The 25,684-nt window shown below is 63.3% G+C and carries 29 protein-coding genes; 10 read left to right on the top strand and 19 right to left on the bottom strand.

Annotated elements, in window-relative coordinates; genetic code table 11:
* Positions 1 to 11: 11 nt before the first annotated feature.
* From QX128_RS19755 to QX128_RS19735, 5 genes are read left to right on the top strand one after another with little or no spacing between them, the layout of a single operon-like run.
* A complete protein-coding gene (locus QX128_RS19755; protein ID WP_316238280.1) occupies positions 12 to 389 on the top strand; it encodes a hydrogenase expression/formation C-terminal domain-containing protein in 378 nt (125 codons plus the stop codon).
* Entirely contained in the window at positions 382 to 1,446 is a 1,065-nt protein-coding gene (locus QX128_RS19750; RefSeq protein ID WP_316238279.1) for a hydrogenase small subunit, read from the top strand. Before QX128_RS19755 ends, QX128_RS19750 begins: the two co-directional genes overlap by 8 nt.
* On the top strand, positions 1,395 to 2,102 hold the full coding sequence (locus QX128_RS19745) for a hypothetical protein (protein ID WP_316238278.1): 708 nt from the start codon (positions 1,395 to 1,397) through the stop codon (positions 2,100 to 2,102). Before QX128_RS19750 ends, QX128_RS19745 begins: the two co-directional genes overlap by 52 nt.
* Complete coding sequence (locus tag QX128_RS19740) at positions 2,099 to 3,826, top strand: nickel-dependent hydrogenase large subunit (protein ID WP_316238277.1); 1,728 nt, start codon at positions 2,099 to 2,101, stop codon at positions 3,824 to 3,826. The genes QX128_RS19745 and QX128_RS19740 overlap by 4 nt, the downstream gene beginning before the upstream one ends.
* Before the next feature lie 4 nt (positions 3,827 to 3,830).
* The gene (locus QX128_RS19735) at positions 3,831 to 5,096 is read left to right on the top strand and encodes a (Fe-S)-binding protein (protein ID WP_315802242.1); all 1,266 of its coding nucleotides are present in this window, start codon (positions 3,831 to 3,833) and stop codon (positions 5,094 to 5,096) included.
* Between the two features lie 151 nt (positions 5,097 to 5,247).
* Here QX128_RS19735 and QX128_RS19730 read toward each other — a convergent pair whose 3' ends face one another.
* The 13 genes from QX128_RS19730 to QX128_RS19670 all read right to left on the bottom strand — a co-directional run bounded on the left by QX128_RS19730 (position 5,248) and on the right by QX128_RS19670 (position 15,200).
* Positions 5,248 to 5,475 carry a sulfurtransferase TusA family protein gene (locus QX128_RS19730; protein WP_315715462.1) on the bottom strand — a complete coding sequence of 76 codons (228 nt, stop codon included), beginning with the start codon at positions 5,473 to 5,475 and terminating at the stop codon, positions 5,248 to 5,250.
* Between the two features lie 41 nt (positions 5,476 to 5,516).
* Entirely contained in the window at positions 5,517 to 6,011 is a 495-nt protein-coding gene (dsrE2, locus tag QX128_RS19725) for a sulfur carrier protein DsrE2 (protein ID WP_315802241.1), read from the bottom strand.
* Between the two features lie 56 nt (positions 6,012 to 6,067).
* Positions 6,068 to 7,075 (bottom strand): YeiH family protein, encoded by a 1,008-nt coding sequence (locus QX128_RS19720; protein ID WP_315802240.1) that lies wholly within the window; start codon positions 7,073 to 7,075, stop codon positions 6,068 to 6,070.
* A gap of 45 nt (positions 7,076 to 7,120) precedes the next feature.
* Positions 7,121 to 7,561 carry a glycine cleavage system protein H gene (locus tag QX128_RS19715; RefSeq protein WP_316238276.1) on the bottom strand — a complete coding sequence of 147 codons (441 nt, stop codon included), beginning with the start codon at positions 7,559 to 7,561 and terminating at the stop codon, positions 7,121 to 7,123.
* Positions 7,562 to 7,576: 15 nt separating this feature from the next.
* Positions 7,577 to 8,053 (bottom strand): hypothetical protein, encoded by a 477-nt coding sequence (locus QX128_RS19710; protein WP_316238275.1) that lies wholly within the window; start codon positions 8,051 to 8,053, stop codon positions 7,577 to 7,579.
* Positions 8,050 to 8,973: a CoB--CoM heterodisulfide reductase iron-sulfur subunit B family protein gene (locus QX128_RS19705; RefSeq protein ID WP_316238274.1), complete on the bottom strand. Its 924-nt coding sequence runs from the start codon at positions 8,971 to 8,973 to the stop codon at positions 8,050 to 8,052. The genes QX128_RS19710 and QX128_RS19705 overlap by 4 nt, the downstream gene beginning before the upstream one ends.
* Positions 8,973 to 9,719, bottom strand: a complete 747-nt coding sequence (locus QX128_RS19700; RefSeq protein ID WP_316178264.1) for a 4Fe-4S dicluster domain-containing protein — start codon at positions 9,717 to 9,719, stop codon at positions 8,973 to 8,975. Before QX128_RS19700 ends, QX128_RS19705 begins: the two co-directional genes overlap by 1 nt.
* A gap of 10 nt (positions 9,720 to 9,729) precedes the next feature.
* Positions 9,730 to 10,605, bottom strand: coding sequence for a hypothetical protein (locus QX128_RS19695; protein ID WP_316238273.1), 876 nt, complete (start codon positions 10,603 to 10,605; stop codon positions 9,730 to 9,732).
* Positions 10,602 to 11,654 carry an FAD-dependent oxidoreductase gene (locus tag QX128_RS19690; protein WP_315802234.1) on the bottom strand — a complete coding sequence of 351 codons (1,053 nt, stop codon included), beginning with the start codon at positions 11,652 to 11,654 and terminating at the stop codon, positions 10,602 to 10,604. The genes QX128_RS19695 and QX128_RS19690 overlap by 4 nt, the downstream gene beginning before the upstream one ends.
* Positions 11,651 to 13,024, bottom strand: a complete 1,374-nt coding sequence (locus tag QX128_RS19685) for a heterodisulfide reductase-related iron-sulfur binding cluster (protein ID WP_315802233.1) — start codon at positions 13,022 to 13,024, stop codon at positions 11,651 to 11,653. Before QX128_RS19685 ends, QX128_RS19690 begins: the two co-directional genes overlap by 4 nt.
* Positions 13,025 to 13,086: 62 nt before the next feature.
* Positions 13,087 to 13,812, bottom strand: coding sequence for a 4Fe-4S dicluster domain-containing protein (locus QX128_RS19680; protein ID WP_316171964.1), 726 nt, complete (start codon positions 13,810 to 13,812; stop codon positions 13,087 to 13,089).
* Positions 13,813 to 13,843: 31 nt separating this feature from the next.
* Positions 13,844 to 14,224: a DsrE/DsrF/DrsH-like family protein gene (locus QX128_RS19675; RefSeq protein WP_315802231.1), complete on the bottom strand. Its 381-nt coding sequence runs from the start codon at positions 14,222 to 14,224 to the stop codon at positions 13,844 to 13,846.
* Positions 14,225 to 14,483: 259 nt separating this feature from the next.
* The gene (locus QX128_RS19670; protein ID WP_316238272.1) at positions 14,484 to 15,200 is read right to left on the bottom strand and encodes a hypothetical protein; all 717 of its coding nucleotides are present in this window, start codon (positions 15,198 to 15,200) and stop codon (positions 14,484 to 14,486) included.
* A gap of 84 nt (positions 15,201 to 15,284) precedes the next feature.
* On the opposite strand from QX128_RS19670, the gene QX128_RS19665 reads away from it, so the two are divergent.
* The 4 genes from QX128_RS19665 to QX128_RS19645 are packed head-to-tail and all read left to right on the top strand — an operon-like array spanning position 15,285 to position 20,559.
* Positions 15,285 to 16,316 (top strand): radical SAM protein, encoded by a 1,032-nt coding sequence (locus QX128_RS19665; protein WP_316238271.1) that lies wholly within the window; start codon positions 15,285 to 15,287, stop codon positions 16,314 to 16,316.
* Positions 16,317 to 16,324: 8 nt separating this feature from the next.
* Complete coding sequence (locus QX128_RS19660; protein WP_316238270.1) at positions 16,325 to 17,392, top strand: NAD(P)/FAD-dependent oxidoreductase; 1,068 nt, start codon at positions 16,325 to 16,327, stop codon at positions 17,390 to 17,392.
* A 25-nt stretch (positions 17,393 to 17,417) separates the two neighbouring features.
* A complete protein-coding gene (locus QX128_RS19655) occupies positions 17,418 to 18,671 on the top strand; it encodes a radical SAM protein (protein ID WP_316238269.1) in 1,254 nt (417 codons plus the stop codon).
* Positions 18,672 to 18,687: 16 nt separating this feature from the next.
* On the top strand, positions 18,688 to 20,559 hold the full coding sequence (locus QX128_RS19645) for an alpha/beta fold hydrolase (RefSeq protein WP_410053163.1): 1,872 nt from the start codon (positions 18,688 to 18,690) through the stop codon (positions 20,557 to 20,559).
* A gap of 40 nt (positions 20,560 to 20,599) precedes the next feature.
* On the opposite strand, the gene QX128_RS19640 is transcribed toward QX128_RS19645, so the two are convergent.
* Complete coding sequence (locus tag QX128_RS19640; protein WP_316217268.1) at positions 20,600 to 20,923, bottom strand: metalloregulator ArsR/SmtB family transcription factor; 324 nt, start codon at positions 20,921 to 20,923, stop codon at positions 20,600 to 20,602.
* A 196-nt stretch (positions 20,924 to 21,119) separates the two neighbouring features.
* Between QX128_RS19640 and QX128_RS19635 the strand changes: the two genes are divergently transcribed.
* Positions 21,120 to 21,899: a class I SAM-dependent methyltransferase gene (locus QX128_RS19635; protein ID WP_316238266.1), complete on the top strand. Its 780-nt coding sequence runs from the start codon at positions 21,120 to 21,122 to the stop codon at positions 21,897 to 21,899.
* A gap of 314 nt (positions 21,900 to 22,213) precedes the next feature.
* On the opposite strand, the gene QX128_RS19630 is transcribed toward QX128_RS19635, so the two are convergent.
* From QX128_RS19630 to cydP, 5 genes are read right to left on the bottom strand one after another with little or no spacing between them, the layout of a single operon-like run.
* The gene (locus QX128_RS19630) at positions 22,214 to 22,492 is read right to left on the bottom strand and encodes a cyd operon YbgE family protein (RefSeq protein WP_316238265.1); all 279 of its coding nucleotides are present in this window, start codon (positions 22,490 to 22,492) and stop codon (positions 22,214 to 22,216) included.
* A gap of 2 nt (positions 22,493 to 22,494) precedes the next feature.
* A complete protein-coding gene (cydX, locus tag QX128_RS19625; protein WP_316217271.1) occupies positions 22,495 to 22,611 on the bottom strand; it encodes a cytochrome bd-I oxidase subunit CydX in 117 nt (38 codons plus the stop codon).
* A gap of 51 nt (positions 22,612 to 22,662) precedes the next feature.
* Entirely contained in the window at positions 22,663 to 23,805 is a 1,143-nt protein-coding gene (gene cydB, locus QX128_RS19620) for a cytochrome d ubiquinol oxidase subunit II (RefSeq protein WP_316238264.1), read from the bottom strand.
* Positions 23,806 to 23,816: 11 nt separating this feature from the next.
* Positions 23,817 to 25,373, bottom strand: a complete 1,557-nt coding sequence (locus QX128_RS19615) for a cytochrome ubiquinol oxidase subunit I (RefSeq protein WP_316238263.1) — start codon at positions 25,371 to 25,373, stop codon at positions 23,817 to 23,819.
* Positions 25,370 to 25,558 carry a cytochrome oxidase putative small subunit CydP gene (cydP, locus tag QX128_RS19610; protein WP_410053165.1) on the bottom strand — a complete coding sequence of 63 codons (189 nt, stop codon included), beginning with the start codon at positions 25,556 to 25,558 and terminating at the stop codon, positions 25,370 to 25,372. The genes QX128_RS19615 and cydP overlap by 4 nt, the downstream gene beginning before the upstream one ends.
* Between the last annotated feature and the right edge of the window lie 126 nt (positions 25,559 to 25,684).

Raw genomic sequence — 25,684 nt, 5'->3', positions numbered from 1 at the left:
TCCGCACGGGGATGACCGACAGCCTGCTCCGCGAGATCGCCCATCACCTCGATGTGCTTGCCAAGACCGGCGCATGCGCGGCGATCGATCTGTGCAGCCTGCCTCTCACGGCTGCGGACCGCAGCGAGTTGGAAGAGCGGTTGGGCCATGGTGACCTGGAGGCCGTTTTGACCGCAGCCGGCACCAGTGAAATCTGGGAGACGCGCTATGCCGGCGTGTGGTGGGTTCGCCATTTCGGCGCCGGGGACAAGCTCGCCGCCGAACGCATTGAAATCACGGCGTCCCCGGAGATCCTGACAAGCCATGCGGCCGACATCGCTGCGGCCAGCAACAGACTGGCTGAAGACCTGATCGACCGCGTCTCTTCAGAGGATACCGAAGATGCATGAAACCGAGACGATCGGCGAGCTCTTGACGCGCAGCGGCGTCTCCCGCCGCGCCCTGCTGAAATATACGAGCTATCTTGCCAGCCTTCTGGCGTTGCCCCCGATGGCCGCGAAGGGCATGGCGGAGGCGTTGGCGAATACGCGCCGCCAATCCGTGATCTGGCTCTCGTTTCAGGAATGCACGGGCTGCACGGAATCGCTGACGCGTTCGTTCGGTCCAACCATCGAGGACATGATCTTCAATCTCATCTCGCTCGACTATCACGAAACGCTCATGGCAGTGTCGGGTACTGCCGCGGAAGCGGCGCGCCTGGCTGCAATGAAGGAGAACAAGGGCAAATATGTCGTCGTGGTCGACGGCTCCGTTTCGATGAGAGATGGCGGGGTCTACTCCACCAACGCCGGCAAGACCAACCTCGAGGTGCTGAAGGAGACGGCCGCAGATGCAGCCGCGGTGATCTCCGTCGGGACCTGCGCGGCCTTCGGTGGCATTCCCCACGCAAATCCCAACCCCACCGGCGCGGTTGCCGTCAGCGACATCATCACCGACAAACCGGTGATCAATGTCTCCGGTTGCCCGCCCATTCCGGAAGCCATCGCCGGCACGGTTGCCTATCTCGTGACGTTCAACAAGCTTCCCGATCTCGACGACAAGGGCAGACCGAAAGCGTTTTTCGGCGATACGATCCATGACCGCTGCTATCGCCGGCCGTTCTACGACAAGGGGCAGTTCGCCAAGCAGTTCGACGATGAGGGAGCGCGCAAGGGCTGGTGCCTCTATGAAGTCGGTTGCAAGGGGCCCGTGACTTACAATGCGTGCGCGACCATGAAATGGAATGGTGGCGTCTCTTTCCCGATCCAGTCGGGACACGGCTGTCTGGGCTGTTCCGAACCGAATTTCTGGGATCGTGGCAGCTTCTACCAGCCACTTTCTTCAAACACGTTGAATGATCCGGAGATCATCGGCGGCGCCGCGGCTGCGGGCGCGGCGGTCGGGATTGCCAGCGCATGGCTGGCGCGGCGACGCAAACAACGAGCAGAGAGGGAGGCCCAGCCATGAGCCTGCTGGATTTCGTGCGCGGACCCGCGATCGAGATCGCAATCGCGATATTCGTGGGCGGCGTGTTGTGGCGGCTCGCGTCGCTGCTGCTCCTGCCCTGGACCAGCGACAGATCGGCGAGGCGAGCTGATGCACCGCATGCCGTGGTTGGCGCGTTCCGTGGCTTCGTGCGTCACCTATGGCCCGCGAACACCTATCTGCGCGCCTCGTTGTTCAGCACGGTGAACGGCTATGTTTTTCACGTCGGCCTTGCCATCATCGTGTTCGGACTGGCGCAGCACATTCTCTTCCTGCGTGGATTGTTCGGCTTTTCATGGCCGAATCTGCCCACCGGCGTGATCTCGGCCGCCTCGGTGGTCACGCTGGCGTCGCTCCTGGCTGCGCTGGCGCGACGGATGACGAATCCGGTCTTAAGACTGCTTTCGACGCTTGACGACTACTTCAACTGGCTGGTGACGTTCCTTCCGGTCGTGACGGGGCTGATCGCGGTGAGCCACCTATGGACGCCGTACGAGACGCTCTTGTCCGTGCACCTCCTGACCGTGTGCCTGTTCCTGATCTGGTTCCCGTTCGGAAAACTCATGCATGCCTTCCTCGTCTTCCTGACCAGGAGCGAGACCGGGATCTTCTACAGCCGCCGGGGAGTCGAGATATGAACCAGCGCATCGTCGTCGATCCCATCACGCGCATTGAAGGGCATCTGCGGATCGAGGCGGAAACAGATCCCCATGGCGCCATCACCGGTGCGTACAGTTCCGGCACGATGGTGCGCGGCATCGAACTGATCCTGAAAGGACGCGATCCGCGCGAGGCCTGGGCTTTCGCTCAGCGCATATGCGGCGTGTGCACGCTGGTCCACGGCATCGCCAGCGTCCGCGCCGTGGAGAATGCGCTGGGATACACCATTCCGCCGAACGCGCAACTCATCCGCAACCTGATGATTGCCGCACAATATGTGCATGACCATGTCATGCACTTCTATCATCTGCATGCGCTCGACTGGGTCGACGTGGTGTCGGCGTTGAAGGCCGATCCGGCGGCAACGTCGCAACTGGCGCAATCGATCTCGAGCTTCCCGAAGTCGAGCCCGGGCTATTTCGCGGACACGCAGAAGAGACTGAAAGCCTTCGTCGAAGGCGGCCAGCTCGGCATCTTTGCAGGTGGATTCTGGGGACATCCCGGATTCAAGCTGCCGGCCGAAGCAAACCTGATGGCGGTCGCGCACTATTTGGAAGCGCTCGCCTGGCAGCGCGAGGTGGTGCAGCTCCACACCGTCTTCGGCGGCAAGAATCCGCATCCCAATTTCCTGGTCGGCGGCGCTCCGTCAGCGATCAGCCTGAACACCGGCGGCACCGCCATCGGCATCGACGGCCTGCAGACGGTGAAGACCGTGATCGGCCGAATGAAGGATTTTGTCGAGCAGGTCTATCTGCCGGACACGCTGGCCATCGCGTCCTTCTACAAGGACTGGTTCGCGCGCGGCGAAGGCGTGGGCAACTTCCTGACCTACGGCGACTTCCCCGAAAAGGGCATGGACGACCCGGCCAGTTGGCTGATCCCGGCGGGCGCGATCCTCAATCGCGACCTGACCACGATCCATCCCGTCGACATGAACAATTCGGAGGAAATCCAGGAGTTCGTCTCCCATTCCTGGTACGACTATGCAAGCGGCAAGGACAAGGGCCTGCATCCCTACGAGGGTGAGACCAATCTGCATTACACCGGTCCCAAGCCCCCCTTCGAGCAGCTCGATGTCGGCGCGAGCTATTCCTGGCTCAAGGCGCCGCGCTGGAAGGGCCATGTCATGGAGGTCGGTCCGCTCGCGCGCGTGCTGATGCTCCATGCCAAAGGTCACGAGCCGACGCGCGAACTGGCCGATTACGCGCTGGGCAAGCTCGACCTGCCGCTGACGGCGATGTTCTCGACCATGGGACGCACAGCGGCGCGCGCGCTGGAAAGCAAGATCGTCGTCGACCAGATGTCGACCTGGTACGACCGTCTTCTTTCCAACATCCGCGCGGGTGATCTGAACGTTCACAATTCGAACAAGTGGGATCCCTCGACCTGGCCGACCGAAGCCAAGGGCGTCGGCTTCATGGAAGCGCCGCGCGGGGCGCTGGCGCATTGGGTGGTGATCAAGAACAAGCGCATCGATAATTATCAGGCCGTGGTGCCCTCGACCTGGAACGCGGGGCCGCGCGATTCCAAGGGCCAGCCCGGACCTTACGAAGCGGCATTGATGGATCGCCACACGCTCCACGATCCTCGGCAGCCGCTCGAGATCCAGCGCACGATCCACAGCTTCGATCCGTGCATTGCGTGCGCGGTGCATGTGATCGATCCCGACGGCGAAGAGCTGATACAATTGCGGGTGAGGTAAGGCGATGGGCGGCGAAATCGACGTCGAAGCAGCCAGCAGAACGTTCCTGGCGCGGACCGAGGAACATCTGGTCAGCTATCTCGAGGCCTGCGTCCATTGCGGGAACTGCGCCGAAGCCTGCCACTTTTATCAGGCCTCCGGAGATCCACGGCATACGCCCGCCTACAAGCTGTTTCCGATGGCCAAGGCCTATCGCCGGCAGAAATTCCCGCTCTCCCTCTTCGCTCCCCGCATCACGGAAGAGGACCTCAAGGAATGGGAGGAACTGCTGTTCGATACCTGCACCATGTGCGGTCGATGCACCACGATCTGTCCGATGGGGATCGACATCGCTTCCATCGTGGGCGGCGCGCGGCAGGCCTTCGTCAAGGCAGGACTTGGGCCGAAGGACCTTCTGCAGGCCGCCGACAATTCGCGCGACCATGGAAGCCCGCTGGGCGTGACAGCCGACAAGCTGCGCGATCGCATCGAATGGCTCGAAGATGAGCACGACGTGCCCATCGCGCTCGACAAGGACAAGGCCGACATTCTGCTGACGCTCTCGTCCGTCGAAACGATGAAATACCCCGATTCCGTGGTGGCCATGGCCAAGCTGCTCAACCACGCGGGCGTCGACTGGACGCTGAGCACCAAGGGCTATGAAGCCACGAATTTTGGCTATCTGGCCGGCAAGGCAGACGTCGCCCGGATCATGGTTCAGCGGATCACCGAGGCCGCCGAGGCGGTCGGAGCCAAGACGGTCGTGATTCCGGAGTGCGGCCACGCGTTCGGTGTACTGCGCTGGTCGGGCGCCAATGTGCTCGGCCGCCCCCTGCCCTTCGCAGTCGTGCACATTTCGGAATTCATGGCGCAGCTCAAGCGCGACGGCAGGCTGAAGCTGAAACCGATCGAGGAGTCGATCACCTATCACGATCCTTGCCAGATCTCCCGTCGCGGCGGCGCGACCGAGGATGCGCGATTCCTCCTGCAGGATTTCGCGAAGGACTTCCGCGAGATGACCCCGACCGGAGATCTCAACTGGTGCTGCGGTGGCGGCGGCGGCGTGCAGGCGATCGCGCGCGCAGCCGATCTTCGCCACAAGGTCTTCAAGATCAAAATGGATCAGGTGGAGAAGACCGGCGCGAAGACGATGGTCTCGGCATGCTCAAACTGCCGGCTGACCATGGACGAGAGCAAGGCCCACTGGAAATGGGAAGGTGGCCTCGCGAGCCTGGTGGAGATCATTGCGGATCACCTGATCGAGGACGCCCCGGCAAAGACGCAAGGGTGACGGCTCACAGTCGTGCGCCTTGCGTCGTGGGCGAACGGCGGCGCAACGCGGGCCGCGGGGCAACGTAGACTGCGTCGGCGCCCCCGCCTTGTTGCGGCCCCGGTCTCGATCATGAGGAAAGGCACTTCGGCGTGGCAGAGATTGCGCAGCGTCAGGACGTTCGCCTGATCAGGAACTCGAACTGCTTGCCTTCCGACTTGGATTCCAAGAGATCATTTCCGGTCGTGCGACAAAACGCCTCGAAGTCTTTCACAGCGCCGGGATCGGTGGCGAGCACTTGGAGCGTGCCACCGATCGGCACGTCCTTGAGCGCCTTCTTCGCGCGCAAGATCGGCAGCGGGCAGTTCAATCCCTTGGCATCGAGAACCTGGTCAGCCATCCTGTCTCTCCGTCATTTCTGGTGCTGGGTCCGTGACACGTTCAAATGAACAGGTTGATGTCGCTCTTGGTCGCCGTCTCGATGTAGGTCGCAGCGCCCCCGAGCACCGGCCCCTCGATCATGTCGTCCTTGGTGTACTCGAACAGATCCATGGTCATCTGGCAGGCGATCATCTTGACGTCGGCTTCGATGGCCATCGTGCGCAACTCCTCTATCGATGCGACCCCCTTCTTCTTGATCAGGTTTTTCATCATCGTCGTCGCCGCCGCGTCGACGCCGGGGATGGCCGATACGAGATTCGGCATACCGATGTGCATTCCAAACATCGGCATCTCCATGGCCGGATTGCCGAGCGTAGAGATTTTCAGGTCGAGATTCTTCTTGAGCAGCGTCAAGCCGTAGAAGGTGAAGAACATGGTCACGTCGAGGCCCATGGCCGCCGCTGTCGTGGCCAGGATGAAGGGCGGATAGGCCCAATCCAGCGTCCCCTTGGTGACAATCATCGACATGCGCTTGGTATTGTTGTCTTCGGCCATTGCATCTCTCCGTTTGGTCTCTCGCAGGCGCAACCGCGCGCGTCATTGGATTCCTGCTATTGGATTCCTGCTTTCCAACGCACGACCATCAGCACGAGGACTGCGAGGAACAGCGTCTCGGCGACGATCAGCGCGATCGCCCGGCCGCCGACATCGGCCATCGCCTTGAGCGACGTCTTCATCCCGAGCGCTGCGATCGCCGTCACGAGGCACCACCTTGAAATGTCCTTGATGACGGCAAGCAGGAATGCGGGAATGACGCCGGCGCTGTTGAGCATCACCAGAACGGCGAACACCACCAGGAACCCCGGCAGTTGGCGCCCGGCCTTGCCGACGCGATGGGCGCGGAACACGTAGGACAGCATCACGACGACAGGCAGCAGCATGGCAACCCGGAGCAGCTTGGTGAAGGTCGCGACGTTTCCGGTCTCCTCCGACACGCTGAAGCCGGCGCCAACCACCTGCGCCACGTCGTGAATGGTACCGCCAAGAAACATGCCGACGGCAGCGTGATCGAGATGGAATCCTGCGATCACCAGCGGATAGACGATCATCGCGATCGTGCTGAGCGCCGTCACGCCGATCACGGTAAAGACCGTGTCGCGTTCGTGGTGCTCCCCCTTGGGCAACACCGACGAGATCGCCAGCGCCGCCGACGCTCCGCAAATCGCCACGGCCCCGGAGGTGAGGATTCCGAACGGCCGGCTCAACCCCATGGCGCGGGAGGCCAGCGCGCCGAACAGGATGGTCAGGATCACCGCGCCGACGACCGTGATCACGGGCGTCGGGCCGAGCTTCATGATCTCGGCAATCGTGATCTGCGCCCCGAGCAGGCCGACGGCGACGCGCAGGATGCGCTTTGAGGCGAGTTCGATGCCGGCAACGCAGCGCCCCTCCTGCGACAGGAAATAGAAGGCCATCCCAAGCAGCAAGGCGAACAGCATGACCGGCCCGCCATAGTGCTCGGACAGGAAGGTTGCCGCGATCGCGATGATCAAACTGGCCAGGACGCCCGGGAAGTAGGTCGGCAGCGACATGAAGGCCGCGAGGCCGCGACTTATCATCGATGTCCTGATTGCGGCGGTCTCAGTCACAGCCTGTCCACTTCCTTACGCGCAGCCAGCGAAATTCTCGGCAGCCATCTTCGCTTCGTAAGGGGCGGCGGCCGCCGTGCCCGGCACGAGGCCGGCCTTGGCAGCAGCCCAGTCCTTCGGGCGCACCTTGACCATCCATCCGTCGCCATATGGGTCGGTGTTGGCCAGCTTGGGCGCTGCGCTCATTGCATCGTTGACCTCGACGATTTCCGCACTGAAGGCGACCTTTGCCGGGCCGACCCACTTGCCGGATTCGATCGTGGCGCAGGACTTGCCCGCATCGACCGACCGGCCGGCCTTCTTTGGTGTGAAGGCGACAAGCTGACCGGCCATGGCCGCTGCCACAGCGGTCATCCCGAGCGTCACGGTGCCGTCGGCGTTCTCGCGATACCAGATGTTGTTTTCGACGTCATAGAGGAGGTCGTCGGGAAGGTTGCAGCCGCGGACGATGGGCATCGTCTTCTCCTTGTCTCAAATGGTTTCGTTGGCTTGCGTCGATGCATCGGGTTGACGTAGCGGCCGGGACGCGCAGCAGAATTCGCCGAGCCCGGCCACCTCCAGCTTGCCTCCGATGAACAGCATGAGATGCCGCGCGACCATGGCGCCCAGCCGCAGCCGCCGGGCGACCTGCGCGTGGCCTGGCTCGAGGCGCACCAGATTGTAGTGATAGACGAGCTCGCGGCAGGTTTCGCGGCAGGCGTTGAAGCTTGCATCGCCGCGCGCGCCCTGCCGATGCAGCGCCAGCAGGCGAAACGTCTCGACCTGGCGATCGGTCGGGATCTCGCCGTGCGCAGCGAGCCATGTTTCGAGAATCGTTTCGCCGAGCTGCAGCAACTCCTCGGCGAGCGGCGCGGCGGCCGCCCCGAGTGCAGCATCGGACGCGGCCAACATGCCGTCCAGCCGCTCCGCGACGTCGTCGAGGCTCGTGATACCGATATCCGCCATCACCCGAGCCCTCGCGCACGCAACAGACCGGTCGAATCCGAGAAATTCTCCTGCACGCCGACCTTGCGCGCCGACAGCCCGAGCGCCATGCCGAGGAGCTGGGTGAAGTACAGGATCTTGACGCTGGTCTTGCGGCCGAAGACCTTTTCCGCGCGCACCTGATGCATTTCGAGCCCGGTGTGGCAGGTCGGGCATTCGGTGGCGATCACGTCCGCGCCGCAGGCCTCGGCCGTCGTGAGCAGGTTGAGAACGAGCTTGGTCGAGGTGTCGCTGTCGGACAGCGTGTGAGCGCCGCCACAGCATGCCGTCTTGAGCGGGTACTCGACGTTCTCGGCCCCCGCCGCAGCCAGCAGGTCGTCCATGAAATGGGGCTTCGAGGTCGATTCCGAGCCGGGCCCCTTATCCTTTTCCGGAAAGATGTGACGCGGCCGCGTGTACATGCAACCGTAGTAGTTGGCAACCTTCAGGCCCTTGAGCGAGTTCTTCACGCGTGTCTTGAGGCCCTGTTCGCCGACGGATTCCTTGATCCAGTCGAGCGCGTGAATGGTCGTGACCTTGCCCGCTTCGTAGGTCGCGTGGCCGGCCTTGCGCGACAATCGGTCCGTCACTTCACGCGACGCGGGATCCTTGGCGAGGTCGTATTCGGCCTTCTTGAGATTGTGATAGCAGCCGTTGCAAGGCGCCATCACCGTATCGAACCCCATCGCATCCGCGATCGAGAGGTTGCGGGCCGACAGATAGGTCTGCAGCTTGGGATCGATGTTCTTGACCTCCATGGCGCCGCAGCAGTTCCAGTTCCTGAGCTCGACCAGATCGAGGCCGAGTGCCTTGCCGACCTCCCGGGTGGAGCGGTTGTAGGCGTGCCCGGTTCCTTCGAGCGCGCACCCCGGATAGTAGGCGACCCGCTTGTGTTTGTCGCTCATCACTCAGCTCCCTGAACGTCCAACCGAAGCGCCTTGCGGGCCGCTGCTTCACACTCACGGACATACTCGTCGATCGCGAGGCTGGCGCCCCCCCATCCGCGCGTGCGGGGACGGACCACGCTGGCAAGTCCCAACTTCACCAGGAGGCCCACCGGCAATCGGCTGGCGAGACTGCGTATCAGTTCGACGAGCCACCCCTGCGACAGGGACTGCCCGGTCCGCGCGAAGAACCGGCGCAGCACGCGGCCCTCCTCGATCTTGCCGGTGGCGAAGACCTGCTCGGAGAAGACCTCATCGAACGCGGTGGACGGCTTCTTCTCGGTATGGCCCTTCAGCTCCAGCCAATGTGCCGTGGCCTTCATCACGCCTTCGGGACTGACGTCGCGAGGACAGGCATAGGTGCATTTGTTGCAGGAGACGCACTGCCAGATGATGTCCTTGTCGCGCAGCAACTCGCTTTCGAAGCCCATTCGGATCAGGTAGATCCAATAGCGCGGGTTGAAGTCGGGATTCACGGCGTTGATCGTGCAGGCATTGGTGCATGAGCCGCATTGCCAGCAGCGGTGGATGAACTCGCCTCCCGGGAGCGCCGCGATCTCCTCCTGCATCTGCTCGTTGTAGTCGGTAATGGCGCGTGAGGTGATGAACGTGCTCCAGTGCCCGGAGACATCGACGCCATCAATTTCCAGGTGCTCATGCGTGACGAGATTCTCTGGCCGGATCAGCGATTTTTCGTGAATCGGCATGGATGTTCCCTCATTCGCTCAGCAGGCGAGGCTGCCCGAGCACATGGGCCCTGCCATCGATCAGCTTCAGGCGGGTGCGCCCCGACTCGGTATCGACCGCATCGAGTCCCAGGAGACGGCGAGTATGCGCCATCGCGTCCGCCTTGAAGCCGCCGCAGAAGTCCGCGTGCAGGAACTGGCCGCCCTTGTCATTGATATAGCTTGCATAGGTGTGGGCGCAGAGCAGATCGACGTAGAAGGCCAGATCGCGGAAGACACCGTTCGCCTGCAGGAAACCTTCGAGCTCCTCGCGTAGCATCGTGAAAGTGGCGAAGCCGTCGCCGACGGCGATCGTGCCGGTCTCGGCAGCCTCGTCGTACCATATCTCGCGCAATACGCCGGTATTGACCCTGGCGTCCCACATCCAGCGCGTCATCAGCGGATAGTGGTCCGGCGCGGTGAAATGAAGGACCTCGGCGGCAAGATCGCGCGACCAGCGGTGCTCGCGATCGGCCGGAAAGCTCGTGACGAACGCGGCGACGCGCTGGTCGGTTGTGCCGAGGTCGGACCATCCGTGCAGCAGCGCCTCGAGCCTGCTGCGCAGCGCCGCAAACCCGTTGCGGCCGAGCCACGCCCCCACACGCCGGCGCACCAGCGTGATGAACGTGGCAAGGTCGCAGAATTCGGCCTCCGTCAGCTCGCTGACCCGCCCCTTGCCCAACACCTCCTCGAACAGCGAGGCCTTGAGCGCGAGCGCTCCGACATAGCGCTCGACGCCACCGCTGTCGTCGGCGGATTCCACGAGGCTCTCGAACGCCCGCCGCAGCCTGGGGCCGGACAGATCGAGCACCGGCCGCGTCGGCTCGACCACCGCCTTGCCTCTATGGTTGGTGATCGGCCACATCACTCGGCCGCTTCCATCATGGCGCCGCGGACCAGGGCCAGCGCGGCCATCGCTGCCGATTGGCCCTGTGCGATGGAATCGTCGATGGTCTCGGGCCCGGTGGCCGCGCCGGCGACGAAGACGCCGGGCCGCGAGGTCGCCGATGTGTTGGAATAGACCGACGCCTTCTCGATATGGCCGTGCTTCTGCAGTTTGACGTCGAACACCGCCGACAACGTCATGTTGTCGACATTGGGATCCATGCCGATGGCGTGCACCACCATGTCGAACGGGATCGAGATCGGCCGTTTCACCAGCGTGTCCTCGCCCTTCACGATCAACCGCCTGCCGTCTGACGTCACTTCGGCGATCCGCGCCTTGATGTATTTGACGCGGTGCTTCTCCTGGCTTTCCCAGTAGTAGAGATCCTCGTAGAGGCCGAAGGTGCGGATATCCATGTAGTAGACATACACGTTGCACCGTGGCATCGCCTCGCGGATCTCCATGGCGATGTTGGCGGAGACCGTGCAGCAGATCTTCGAACACCACTCGCGACCGATCTGGCGGTCGCGCGAGCCGACGCATAGCAGGATCGCAACTCGTTCCGGCTCGCGCCCGTCGGACGGACAGCGCACGCCCCTGCCGGAGGAGAGCATCTGCTCGACCTGGGTCGTCGTAACCACATCAGGGTAGGTGCCGAAACCCCATTCCGGCTTATTGACGGAATCGAAATGCGTGAAGCCGGTGCACAGGATCGCCGCCCCCGCCTCCAGCACCGCGCCATCCGACAGCGTCACGCGGAAGTCGCCTGGGCTGCCCGAAAAGGCTTTCACCGTGACGCGCCTTCGGATCTCGACACGGCTGTCGGTTTCGACCCGGCGCACCATGCCACCGATGGCGTCCTTGGCCCATTCGCCGGACGGCACCAGCCTGGCGTAGCCTGACTGGATCGGCGCACCGCCGAGCTGCTCCGCCTTTTCGACGAGAACGACGCGCTGGCCGGCCGCGGCCAGCGCATGTGCGGCGGAAAGCCCCGACGGCCCGCCGCCAACGATGAGAACGGGACGGGTCATGATGCGGCTCCTGGCAGGGTCGCCGTCGGCTTGACATAGCCTGGGCCCGACGTAATCGCGCGTTTGGGGTCGTAAAGCGTCTCGATGCGGCCGGCCTTGACCTCACCGAGATAGGCCTCGAACTCGGCTTTGGCTTTCTGCCAGTCGATGCCGAGCTTCTCGAGCAGCCCCTCGAACGGCGAGGCGTGCCAGTGAAGCTGTGCGAGCTTGTAGGGATGCGCGCCGAGGGCGAGCGCCGCGAACTGGCAATCGGCCATGATCGGCAGCGCATAGACCTTGTCGACGGCCTTGCCGATCCACTGGTTCTTGTCGAGTGTGGTGATGCAACCCGTGTCGTGGCCGATCATGACGTCCGCCCGCGCCTCCTCGACCGCGACCCTGATCTTGCGATCGATGGCGAAGGAGCGCGTGAACTCACGTTCGCCGATGATATGACGAAAGCCGAAGCCGCAGCAGTCGTACCAGGTCGAGTAGTCGACGACCTGTGCACCCAGCGCCTGCATCAGGCCGGTCGATACCGCCACGCGGTTGCCGTCCATGACGGTGTCGTCATAGATCACGTCTTCCGGAACCATCTTGTAGACGTGACAGGCCGGATGAACGGTGGCACGAAGGCTGCTCACGTCGATGACCTGCCGCTCCCGGATGCGGTGGCGCATGACGTGCAGCCACTCGGAATAGTGCACGATCTCTTCGGGGATCAGCAGCTTGCCGTCGACCAGACGACCCAGCTTGCCGAGAATCTTCTTCACCTGCTCGCGCAGTTCAGCCGAATGCATCAAGAAGATGCGCATCTCCTTGTAATTGCCGAACGACGTGCCGCAGTGGATCAGCGGGAAGTAGGTTCCGACCGGCAGGCCCTGCGCCTTGGCCGACATGTATGCCTGGTGGAAGTTGCGCAGGAAGACGGCGGCCAGACTGACGACATTGCCGACCCCGGAGCCGTGATAATTCCAGGCGGTGCAAGAGGTCTGATCGGTCTCGTCGAGATAGCGCACGCCGAGCTGGTTCATCAGCCACATCACGCTCGACGGATAGCCGGGGATATTGCCGCACTGTCCGCAGGATTTGTGCTGCCAGAGGTTGGTGGTGGGAATGCGCTTGTCCCAGCCGTACAGTGTGCGCGCCACCACCGGCTCGTGGCGCTCGTCGATCCGATGAACGACGATTTCGCCGTCCTTCTCCAACTCCCACATCGCGTCGCGGATGTCGTGGACACGCTCCTTGTTGGTCAGCATGGAGCGACGGTCGATCCGGGTTTCCACCCAGGCCGTCGCCGTCTGCGCCTCGCTCGGCGTCAGGTTGGAAGGGCGCCACTCCGCGCCAAAGCCGGCGTAAGCCGACTGACTGTCACTGCGCTTTTCGTCCATCGCTTCCTCCGTCGTCCACCGCGGCGATTGATCTCGCCGTCTATTGTGGTCGTCTCAGCGGCCTATTCTTCCTGCTGCTCTTCAAGCCACTCGTTGTATTCCTCGCGCTTCTCATCCATCACGTCGCTGACGACGTCGAACAGATTCTCGTCGATCGTCTCGAGCTGATCGAGCACGCCGGTCGCCTCCCAAATGGTGTAGAGCTCGACGGACGTCTTCAGGTTGACCTCCCAGGCCGTGTCCATGGTGTGCATGGTTGGGACTGGAATGGCCTTGCGCAGGATATTGAGCGGAGCATCGACCTTGGCGACGTTCGGGCCCCAGTCGGGAAACGCATCGCGCGTGATCATGTTGGGCGCGAGCTGATTTCCCGTGGAAATGACCTTCAGAAGCACCCGCGAGAACGGTCGCAGCACATCTTTCGCCGACTGCATGCCATGCTTGATCGCGACCTCGCGCATGATCATGACGAGCCCGCCCGGTGAATTCTCGAACGGACAGCGGGCGGCACAGGTGTAGCACTGCGCGCAGGACCAGATCTTCTCCTGCATCGCGTCGTAGATGCCCTCGAGATTTTCGGTCCACAGCAGCTGGACGATCTCGCGGGGTGAATAATCGTAGTAGTGCGCCGAGGGACAGGTCGCGGTGCAGATGCCGCAATTGAGACAGCCGTGCAGCTCATGATCGTAGAGGACGTGCGAGCGAATGTCGTCGAATACCTCTTCCAGCTTCTCATAGGGAACAACCGGCGCCTCGGAGACCGGGTCGCCGATAGAGGTCAGCTCCATTGAAGCTCCGCTCGTCATCTGGCGGCTCTCCTCAGTAGGTCAGCACCTTGGCGTTATCGTTTTCCATCACCTCTTCGATGACCTTTGCACCCCCGACGATGCCCTCGCATTCAGGGATCAGATCCTGCTCGGTCATGTCGAAGAGATCGAGGTTCGGAGAGCAGCAATAGAACTTCACTCCAGCTCCGTGCGCGTCCTTGATGAAGTCATAGACGGTTTTCGGAGATCCGGGCTTGACCACGAGCTTCTCGGCCACGCCCTTTTTCATGAGCTGCCCCGCCGTCGCGGTACAGACGACATCGACCTCGTAGTCCATCGCCGCGGCAACAGTGGCCTGGAAGAACGGCGCGCCGAGCTCCTCGCCGTTGCGAGGATCGGTATTGACCATGATGATGATGAGCTTTTTCGCCATTCCTACGATGTCCTCCCCGATCGTCTGCTATTGAACGTGCGTAGCGCACATCGACACAGGAGCGTGCACGACAAGTTATCTCGAGGCGCATCGCCTTGGAGTTGATGAAGATCAACAAGCCCAGGAACCGAAGTCCCAGGTGGACAACAAGCTGACATCGATTTCATCCAATCCGTCGGACGAACGCACAAAACATATTCCATTTTTTGAATGACATCTATAGGGTGAAGAAAATAATTCGTTGCTCGGGAGAACGGTCCTACGGGAGCGGCCGCATCAAATGCGTCGACTCGATCAAACCAATCATCAGCGGTCCGAGCGCCGCAGCGATCTCGCGCTGCACCACGCGCAACTCGGCGAGCGTTTCCGCCGTGCGATCAGGACATTCGTCGAATGCCATGATCAGATCCTCGATCATGGCCGATTTGATTCCGGGATGGCCGAGGAACCCGAAGCAGTTATCACGGAGCTGAAACACCGCCGGCTCCCCCGCAGAGTCGATCGCGAGAACACTTGCATCGGCCGGCAGCACCGGGCGATCGCGCATGTAGATCGCCACGGGAAAGGATCGCGGCAGATGACCGCCGAGCGCAGTGGGATCGACCCGTCGGGCCGTCTCCACGACGAAGCGGAGCGGAGCTTCCTGAGTGCCGCCGCCGCACGCGGTCGCAAGTATGCAGCTGCCGGCTCCGATGCCGATGACGGGCAAGCCGCGCGCCAGGAAATCCCGTACCAACCGCAACTCCGGCCCGAGGCTCGGAAGCAGGTTGCCGCTGACGACTCCGAGCGGTCCGGCGCCAAGAACAATGAGGCCGTCAAAGTCCCCCGCCGTCGCAGGTATCGATCCTCCGGCCGCGAACGGCCGGCAATAGCGAAAGCCGACGTTGCGTCCTTCGAATTGATCTTCCATCGAGCCGAGATAGTCCGCCTCGAAATGCTGCAAGACGCAGAGTGTCTTCATGGCGAACCGCGACAACTGAGTGAAGCATCAATGACGGCCGAAGCCGACGGCAGACCTGAAATATATATGTTTTTTCGCATATGAAAAGCGAGGAACGCAATGGCATGGTATGAGAAGCTGCAGGAGATCGAACCGCTCGACGACCTGCGTTTTGACCGTGGGCTCGTCGATGCACTCGAGGCGGCAGCCCGCGAGCGCGCGCTCGGACCGATGCGGTTCTACACGCCGACGTTCCGCGCCTATGCCAGCGAGGAGCTCAGGGGCTGCGGCAAAGCGAGTTTTCCCGCCTTTTCCATCACCGGCGGCGCTTGCGCGCTGAATTGCGATCATTGTCAGGCGAAGATCCTCGAACCGATGATCGCGGCAACGACACCGGACGAGCTCGACCGCAAGGTGCGCGATCTCGTTCTGCTCAAGGATCTGGGCGGGTTCCTGCTCTCGGGCGGATCCAACCGCCGCAACGAGGTTCCGTACGACCGCTTCTATCCGACCATCGAAAGGCTCAAGCGCGACTTTCCCCATCTGCGCATCGCCATCCATTCCGCGTTGCTCGACGAACGGCGCGCCCGATCCATGGAAGCGGCCGGGGTCGACGTCGCGATGCTCGACGTGATCGGCTCGCAGCAGACGATCCGCGACGTCTATCACCTCGACCGTCCCGTCGCGGATTTCGAGGCGACGCTCGCCGCGCTCTCGGGCACCAAGATGCAGGTCGTGCCACACATCGTCATCGGTCTGCACTATGGCCGGCTGCTCGGCGAGGAGACCGCGCTGGACATCGTTTCGCGCCATCCGGTCGCCGCGTTGATCCTGGTGGTGGTGACCCCGATCTATGCGCCGCCGGATCGGCCCTTCGCCACGATATCCACCGACGACGTGGCAAAGGTGCTGGTCGCCGCGCGGCAACGCATCAGTCACGCGCCGGTTCAGCTTGGCTGTATCCGCCCCGCGGGCCGCCACAAGCTGATGACCGACGCATACGCCGTCATGGCCGGATTTGATGGCATCGCCTATCCCGCGGACGGCATCGTAGCTCTTGCCCGCGCCATCGGTCGCCCGGTCGAGCAGGAGCATGCCTGCTGCTCGATCGCGCTTGACGGCCTCGCCGGACGGCGGGCTTGCGCAGCCTGAGGTGCACGATGAACGCCGAGGCAACGGATATCGTCGTCGTCGGGCTTGGACCGGCTGGGAGTCGTGCGGCCGCAGTTGCCGCGAAGGCCGGCTACCGCGTCGTCGCCGTGGATCGCCGGCTCGAGGCGGGTCGCCCGGTCCAGTGTGCCGAGTTCGTGCCCGCCATGATCGAGCGGGACGTTCGGAACATCACGGCCGTCGCCCAACAGAAGATCACGCGCATGCTGACCTTCACCGAGGCGACAGATTGCGAGGAAACGCCGGATTTCCGCGGCTGGATGATCGATCGCGCCGCCTTCGATCGAATGCTCGCTGATGAGGCGGCGAATGCGGGAGCCGCGTGCCGATACGGCACCTCCGTGGTTGCCATCGACATCGACGGCACAATTCATACGTCCGATGGTCTTGCCATGAAGCCGCGCGTCCTGATCGGCTGCGACGGCCCTCGCTCGCGGGTCGGCGCGGCCATCGGCCAGACCATTCGCGCGCTCGTCGATACGAGGCAACTGACCGCGCCGCTGATCGTGCCGCACGATGCCACGGATATCTTCCTGAGCGCCGACTATCGCGGCGGCTATGGCTGGCTGTTTCCCAAGGGCGCCGTGGCCAATATCGGCGTTGGCGTCATGATGGAGGACCGGCGTCGGCTGAAACCGATGCTCGCCGCGCTCTTTGGCGCGCTGTCGGCATCGCGCCGCATCGGAACGCGCCCGTTCGCGTTGACGGGCGGGGCGATACCCGTGGGCGGCAGGGTGGGTTCGACAGGCCGGCTTGGCGCAACCCAGGTGTTGCTGGCCGGCGATGCGGCGGGCCTGACCAACCCCGTGACCGGCGCCGGCATCGCCTCCGCCGTGCAATCGGGCGCACTCGCCGGGCAAGCCGCGGCAGACATGCTGTCCGGCCGCAGCGGCGCCCTCAATGATTATGACGAAGAGCTCAGCGACATTTTCGATGCGGCCTTGAGCCGGGCATCACGGCGACGACGGCAAGTTCTGGCGCAATACGGCGACGGCCGTCGCCCCGACGCGGCTGCGCTCGCCGAGGGGTGGATCAGTTCGCCGAACTATTGGGCGTGAAAATGCAGGATCAGGAGAGGAAGTCATGAGCTGTCTCGAAGGACCGACGCATCCGGTGCCGGATTTCCTCACCGGGGAGACGCGCGCCTTCAACGCGGCCGAAGCCATGCGGCCGCGCGCGCCCGGCGACGTGCCGGCGGAAGCACGCAACGGCGGGCGCGTGAAAGCGCAGGACGCGCGGCCGGAAGGCGTTTACCTGCCGAACGACAACGTTCTGACGCCGAACATGCGATCACCCGACTACGTGCAAATGTCGACGGCAGCAGCGATCACCCTCGGCATCATGAACGGCTACATGCATCGCACCAGTTGCACCCGTTGCCTGAACCTGCTGCTGACCTATCCGGAGGGCTGCCGCGCCAACTGCGCTTATTGCGGGCTTGCGCGCCATCGCGAAGCGGAGCGCGACTATGCCGACCGCAACTTTATTCGTGTCGACTGGCCTGCGGTGCCTTACGACCAGGTGATCGACATCGTCGCATCGGGCGGCGACGGCGGGCGCTTCCATCGGATGTGCATCAGCATGATCACGCATCCGCGGTCGGACCAGGACACCCGCATCGTCCTGCGGAAATGGGTTGAACGCATCAGGCACGTACCCGTTTCCATCCTGTCCAATCCGACGACGATGACCCGACTGGATGTGCAGGAGCTCAAGGATCTCGGCGCCGAGATATTCACGGTCGCGCTCGATGCAGCCAACCCGGTCATCTTCGACCGCACCCGCGGCCACGGCGTTCAATCGCCGCACAGCTGGGACAAATATTGGGAGATCCTGCTGGCCGCCGCCGAGATATTCGGCCCGGAACGTTTCGGCGCCCATCTCATCGTTGGGATGGGCGAGAGCGACCACGACGTTCTCTCGCAGGTGCAGAGAATTCGCGACCTCGGCGGCCACAGCCACCTGTTCGCGTTCTTTCCCGAACAAGGCTCGTTGATGGATCATCTCCCGCCGGCGCCGCGCCCGCAATGGCGACGCATACAGCTCGCCCGCTATCTCATCGACTATCGAAGCCATTCCCTGCAGCGCATGCGTTTCGACGAACGCGGTCAACTCGTCGATTTTGGTCTGCCGCAGGACGAAGTTGACGCGATCATCGACGCGGGCGTGGCCTTCCGCACGTCCGGCTGCCCGGGCAAGGAGGCCGCTGACGTGTCCGCCTGCGACCGCCCTTACGGCGACTCGCCGCCGCGCGACATTGCGTCCTACCCGTTCAAGCCCGATCGCCGCGACATTCGCCACGTGCGCAGCCAACTCCGGCGCGGACTACCCAAATAACCGGGAGGAAGATGCGATGGCCAGCAGCGCCAAGTCATTTCGGGTCATCGACACCGGGATTCGGGGCGGACGCGCCAACATCGCCTTCGACCAGGCGCTCATCGACGCTCACAAGGCACGGCGGATTCCCGATACCATCCGCTTCCTGCGGTTTCGTCCGTCGGCGCTCGTCGGTATGCATCAGATCCTGAGCCATGAGGTCCGGCTCGACTATTGCCGGAGCAAGGGAATCGAGATCGGCCGGCGGATCACGGGAGGCGGCGGCCTCTATCTCGACGAGGGTCAGATCGGATGGGAGCTCGTGTTCGGCCGCTCCAGCCTCGGCGCCATGGATCTCACCGAAACGACACGCCGGATCTGCGAAAGCGTCGCACTCGGGCTCAACAAGCTCGGCGTCCCCGCGCGCTACCGCCCGCGCAACGACATCGATGTCGACGGCCGCAAGATCAGCGGCACCGGTGGCTTCTTCGACGGCGATACGCTGTTCTATCAGGGAACTCTGCTGATCGACTTCGATCCCGAGCAGATGATCGCTGCGCTCAAAGTGCCGGTGGAAAAGCTCGCCAAGCGCGACCTCGCTTCGGCCCGCCAGCGCGTCGTCAGCATGCGCGAGATCCTCGGCGACCACCTTCCTGATCTGGCCACCATCCAGCAAGCCCTGCTCGACGGCTTGGCCGAAGGCCTCGGCATTGTCCCGCAATGGGGCCAGGTGTCGATGTTCGAAGAAGAACTCGCCGAGCAGCTGTATCGCGACGAGATCGGCAGTGACGACTTCGTCGAGATGGTCGACGCTCCCGAGGTGGACGGCTCGCTGGTCAGTGCCACTCTGACGCGGCGTGGCGGCAGCCTGCGCGCCGATATCCGCCTCGAGGGGCCGGACCGCGGACGGATTCGCGAAGCTCTGATCACCGGCGATTTCTTCGTCACGCCGCCACGCGTCATCTTTGATCTCGAGGCGGCGCTGCGCGGCGCCGAACTGGCCGATGCCGGATCGATCGTCGAGAACTTCTTCTCGCGCACGTCGGCCGACTTCGTCAATCTCGGCCCGCCGGACATTCGCGATGTTGTCGTCGCGGCAGCGCGGCAGCTCAGCTTCGTTGCGGCCGGCCGGAGGCTTCGCGGCCATTGGCTCGCGGCGACGCGACCGGAACGTCCGCCGCTCGTCCTGCTGCATGACGCCTTGGGCTGCGCCCGGCTGTGGCGCGATTTCCCCGAGCGGCTTGCGGCTGCGACCGGCTCCTCCGTCCTGGTGTTCGACCGCTGGGGCTCCGGTGACTCGGAGCCGCTCGAGCTGCCCCATTCGCGGCAATATCTGCTCGCCGAGGCTCTGGATGCCCTGCCCGAAGTACTACGGACGACCGGAGCGCGGCGTCCGATCCTGGTCGGACACTCCGACGGTGCTGCGATCGCGTTGACGTTTGCCGGCGCGTTTCCCGATGAGGTCAGCGGGGTCGTCGCGATCGCCCCTCACCTCTTCCGCGAACAGCGGACCGTTGACGGCATCGCCGCCCAGATCAGGGACTTCGAGCACGGTGACCTGAGGGCGCGGCTCGCACGGTATCATGGCAGCAGAACCGACCATCTTTTTGGCCGGCTGGTCGATGCCTGGACCGGAGAAGAAGCGCGCGACTGGGGTATCAAGCCCTACGTTGGACGGGTTCGCGCCCCGGTGCTCGCTGTTCAGGGCAGCGAAGACGAGTTCTTCACGCATGCGCAGCTTGAGACACTCCGCGCCCTCGTGCCGGCCCGGATCGAGACCTGCGTGCTGGAAGGCTGTGGGCACGCGCCCCACCAGCAGGCGACCTCGGCGGTGATAGCCGCAGCGGCCGGGTTCATCGATCGAGTGACCGCTGAAAACACGGTCGCGGCCGTCCCCGGCTCCGCCTGACGGAAGAGCTCCGGCAGGCGGCGAGCACCATCAGCACCACCTAGCAGAAGGCGCGATAAAGGGCGGACATGACCTCGATCACTTCCGGCCGCGCAACCGAATAATACACGTTTCTGCCGTCCCGACGTACCTTGACGAGATCGTCCGCGCGCAGCCGGGCAAGTTGCTGCGATATCGTCGGCTGGCGGAGCTGCAGCGAGTCCTCGATGCTGCTGACGGATTTCTCTCCGTCCAGCAGCAGACACAGAATGGCAAGCCGCGCTTCGTGCGACAGCGCCTTGAGGAATTCGCTTGCCTTGTGAGCCTTCTCGAGCAACGCGTCAGGCTCGAGCGAAGACCTGCTGCGTGCACGCTTGGTTGCCATGTTCGTCCGCATATTCCCCAATCGCCCGATTCGGTCGGTTACATCCAGGCGGCCACTGCGTCGTGTCGATGGCCGCCCCGTGTTGCTATCACTTTGGCGAGGCGATAACAAACAGGCGGTCGCGCCTGTCCCGGCGCGGTTCGTGCGAGACGGTATCGAGACGCCGGAGCGAGCGTGTCCTGCTCACGCGCCCGCCATGTCTGACGAGCTGATGGAGAACTACGATCCGGCTTTCAGTTCGCCTAGCTTGCGATCAAGGGTTCGCAAGCTGATACCGAGGGAGTTCGCAAGCTCCCTGCGTCTGCCAACAAACACGCTTGTCATCTTCAAAGTGGGATTGCCGATGGTCACGAACGTACCGCCAGACGCCGACGCCGGCCGCTGGAACCGACGGTTCGAAAGCGATGATTTCGTTTTCGGAACCGACCCCAATCAATGGCTGCGCCGCCATGCCGGCGCGTTCCCGCACCGCGGTCGTATTCTCTGCGTCGCCGACGGAGAAGGCCGCAACAGCGTCTGGCTCGCCCGGCGGGGATTCCAGGTCGACGCCTTCGACATCTCGGAAGTGGGTCTGGCGAAAGCGAGCAAGCTTGCCGCATCAGCCGGAGTGAGCGTGAATTACCAGCTTGCCGATTGCGACGGCTTCGCGTGGCCAAGTGCGGCGTATGACGGCATCGCGGCGATTTTCGTGCAGTTCGCCGCCCCGGATTTGAGGAAGCGGCTGTTCGCGCGCATGATCGCAAGCCTGAAGCCGGGCGGGACTCTGATCCTGCAGGGCTATACGCCCAGGCAGTTGGAATACAAGACGGGCGGCCCTTCCGCCGTCTCGCACCTCTATACGGAAGCCATGCTCCGAGAGGCGTTCCATGAGCTGGAGATCATCGAACTGCGCGAATACGAGACCGAGCTCAGCGAAGGCAGCGGCCATCATGGCCGCTCTGCGCTGATCGGAATGGTCGCGCACCGGCCTTCCTGATCGCGCTCTCCTGGTCCACGGAATCGATCGCACGCATGCGTCTCATCTTTGACTCCAGTCAAGGATGAGACGCACTCCCTTTTCTAGGCAAGGCTAGTCGAAATGGACATCCAAATGACGAAATCCATCATGCCTGGCCGTAGAGGACGAGAATGCCAAGACGTTGCTGGCTGAGCTGATCCTCGGAGAACAAAATGGCCTGTTCCATAGTCGAAGTCAGTCTCGTGACAGACTGAGATTTGCCCGGCTATCGGCTTCGCTGCGACGCTGGAGCTGATGGTTTTTGCGAAAGCGCGCACTCAGCCTTTGCGTGATCACGTGAGGACTTTCAGTCCCGTCAAGGCCAGCAGAGCCAGCAGACATACGGATCCGGAGAACAGCCATCGCGGCAAGATCGCGTGCGGCACGAAGCCGACGCCGCGGACGAAGCCTGCGCTCATGGCCCAGAATGCCAGACCGGCCGACAGGTGGTCGGCGCGCCCTGCGGCGTTCGCCAGGAACGGCGGATAGAGCGTGCTCGCGAGCATGATCACCAGCGCGGCCACGAGGCACGGCAGATGGATGCGCGCCTGAGACGTGGCTACTGGCGCCATGTTCATTCCCCCGTCCGGTTGCCGGCCTTGCGCACCTCCTCGGTCTCGCCCCACATCGCGTTCATGATGGCAAGCAAGACGGCGAAGCCGACGCCGAGAATCCAGGCGAAATACCACATGACTAAGCTCTTCGAGTTGGCCGCTCCGGCGGCGTGGGGATCGGACCGCCGTCAGTATGCGGAATGTTCGTTGGCGTGGATCTGGGCTTCCGTGACCTTGCCGTGCATGACGCGATAGGCCCAGCCGGTGTAGACGATGATCAAGGGCATCAAGACCATCGTGGCCCAGAACATCAGCCCCAATGTGAGGTGGCTGGAGACGCTGTCCCACACCGTGAGGCTGGCATCCGGAACCGCGGAGGACGGCATGACGAAGGGAAACATGCTGGCCCCGGCCGTGCCGATGACGCCCGCAATGGCAAGTGATGACGACACGAAGGCTGCGAGGGTGCGATCTGCGGCGGCGAGTGCGCCCGCCAGCAGCGCGCCCGCGATACCGAGCAGCGGCAGCGCCCACAGCACGGGCCATCGGCCATAGTTGCCCCACCACGCGTCGGCGCTGCGGACCACGGTCTTGGCGAGCGGATCTGGAAGCGCGGCCGGATCGAGCACCGACGTGATGGCGTAGCCCTGGAAGCCGCCGAAGCGCAGCCAGAGCCCGGCACCGATGAAGGCGATCACCATGATCGACGCGGCTCCGAGCGCACCACGGACGGCGCGGGCCTGGATGGCGCCTTCGGTGCGATGCGCCAGGTAGACGCCACCGTGCAGCGTGATCATGGCGCTCGAGACCACGCCCGCAAGCAGCGCGAACGGATTGAGGAGCTGCCAGAAACTGCCGCTATAGGTCGAGACCAGGTAGCGATCGAAGTGAAACGGAACGCCCTGGAGCAGATTGCCGAACGCGACGCCGAAGATCAAAGGCGGTACCGCCCCGCCGATGAACAGGCCCCAGTCCCAGGTCCGCCGCCAGGTGACGTTGTGGATCTTGCTGCGGTAGTCGAATCCAACGGGGCGAAAGAACAAGGCCCAGAGCACGGCGAGCATCGCCCAGTAGAATCCGCTGAACGCCGTTGCATACACCACGGGCCACGCGGCGAAGATCGCGCCGCCGGCGGTGATGAACCAGACCTGGTTTCCGTCCCAATGCGGGCCGACCGTATTGATGACGACGCGGCGCTCAGTGTCGGTGCGGCCGACGAATGGCAGAAAAGTGCCGACGCCCATGTCATGACCATCCATGATGGCGAAGCCGATCAGCAGCACCCCGACGAGCAGCCACCAGAGGACCTTCAATGTGGGATAATCGAGCATGACGGCGTCCTTCAGACGGGCTTGGGTTCGAATTGATAGCGGCCGGTGCCGAGGCTGCCCGGGCCGATCCGGGCGAACTTCACCATCAGATACATCTCGACCACCAGCAGCAGCGTGTAGAAGCCAACGAAGCCGGCGAGCGAGCCGTGGAGACTGGCGACGCTCAGCGTCGACACCGACAGATGGGTCGGTAGCACGCCGTAGATGGTCCAAGGCTGGCGGCCATATTCCGCGACGAACCAGCCGAGCTCGCTCGCGATCCAGGGCGCAGGCAGCAGCATCACGGCGGCACGCATGATCCATGGCCGCGCCGCACATTGCAGCCGCAGCGTGCTGAGAAAGGCCATCGCAAACAGGACAAGCATCGCAAAGCCGAGCCCGACCATCACGCGGAAGCTCCAGAACATCGGCGACACCGGCGGCACGGTATCGTCGACCGCACGATCGATCATCGCTGGCGTCGCCTCGGCCACGTCGGCGGTGTATCGCTTCAACAACAGGCCAAAGCCGAGATCGCCCTTGGTCTGCTCGAGCGTGGCCAGTGCAGCCTGGTCATGACGGTCCTTGCGCAGCGCTTCCAGCGCCTGGACCGCCGTGATGCCATCGACGATCCGCCGCCGGTTGTGTTCCTTGATCTCATGGATGCCGGGGATCGTCTTGCTGACGGAGCGTGTGCCGATCAGGCCCATCACCCAGGGAATCTCGATCTCCCAATCGTTCCGGCCCGCCTTCTCGTTGATGCCAGCCAGGAGCTTCAGCCCGGCCGGCGCCGGCTCGGTCTCCCACATCGCCTCCAGCGCGGCCATCTTGGTCTGCTGCGCCTCACCGACCGTGTAGCCGGACTCATCGCCCAGCACGATGACGCTCGCGACGCTGGCCAGCCCGAACGCGGCGGCGACCCGGAAGCTGCGCTTGGCAAATTCGATGTCGCGGCCCTTCAGGAGGTACCAGCTCGAGATCGACAGCACGAACATCGCGCCGGTGACATAGCCCGCCGAGACGGTATGGACGAACTTGGCCTGCGCGTCGGGATTGAAGACGACGGCCCAGAAATCGACCATCTCCATGCGCATGGTCTGCCAGCTGAACGCGGCCCCCACGGGATTCTGCATCCAACCATTGGCAATGAGAATCCACAGCGCGCTGAGATTGGTGCCGATCGCCATCAGCGAGGTCACCATCAGATGCTGGGTCTTTGGCAGGCGATCCCAGCCGAAGAAGAACAGGCCGATGAAGGTGCTTTCGAGGAAGAAGGCCATCAGGCCCTCGATCGCCAGCGGCGCTCCGAATATATCGCCGACATAGTGCGAATAGTAGGCCCAGTTGGTGCCGAACTGGAATTCGAGCGTGATGCCGGTGGTGACGCCGAGCGCGAAGTTGATCCCGAACAGCTTGCCCCAGAAACGGGTCATGTCTTTCCAGACCACGGCGCCGGTCATCACGTACACGGCTTCCATGATCACGAGCAGCCACACCATGCCGAGCGTGAGCGGCACGAACAGGAAGTGATACATGGCGGTCGCGGCAAACTGTAGCCGCGACAGATCGACGAGTTGGTCGGGAATCATGGGAGAGCTCCTGGCAAGCCCAGCGGCTGCCGCGCGGAATTGACGCCGGCAAGATGAGCAGCAGTGGTCGGCGCATCGACGTCGATGCGGGCGTCGCGAACAAACGCCCACCACAGCGCCAGGAGCAGCACGAGTTTGGCGATGATCGCGACGCCCAGATGTCGGAAGAGGCGCCTGTCATTCATGGCCACTGCTTAACAAGACCCGTGCCAGCGGGCGGCGTGATGAATTATTGTGTTATTTCAATCTGTTGCCGAAACGGCCGTCATCGCGTCCCGTGCCATGATGCCAATTCTGGCATTATTTGGCAG

Source organism: Bradyrhizobium sp. SZCCHNR1015 (genome assembly GCF_032489875.1).
Lineage (GTDB): Bacteria > Pseudomonadota > Alphaproteobacteria > Rhizobiales > Xanthobacteraceae > Bradyrhizobium.
This window is presented reverse-complemented; position numbering and strand designations above follow the sequence as displayed.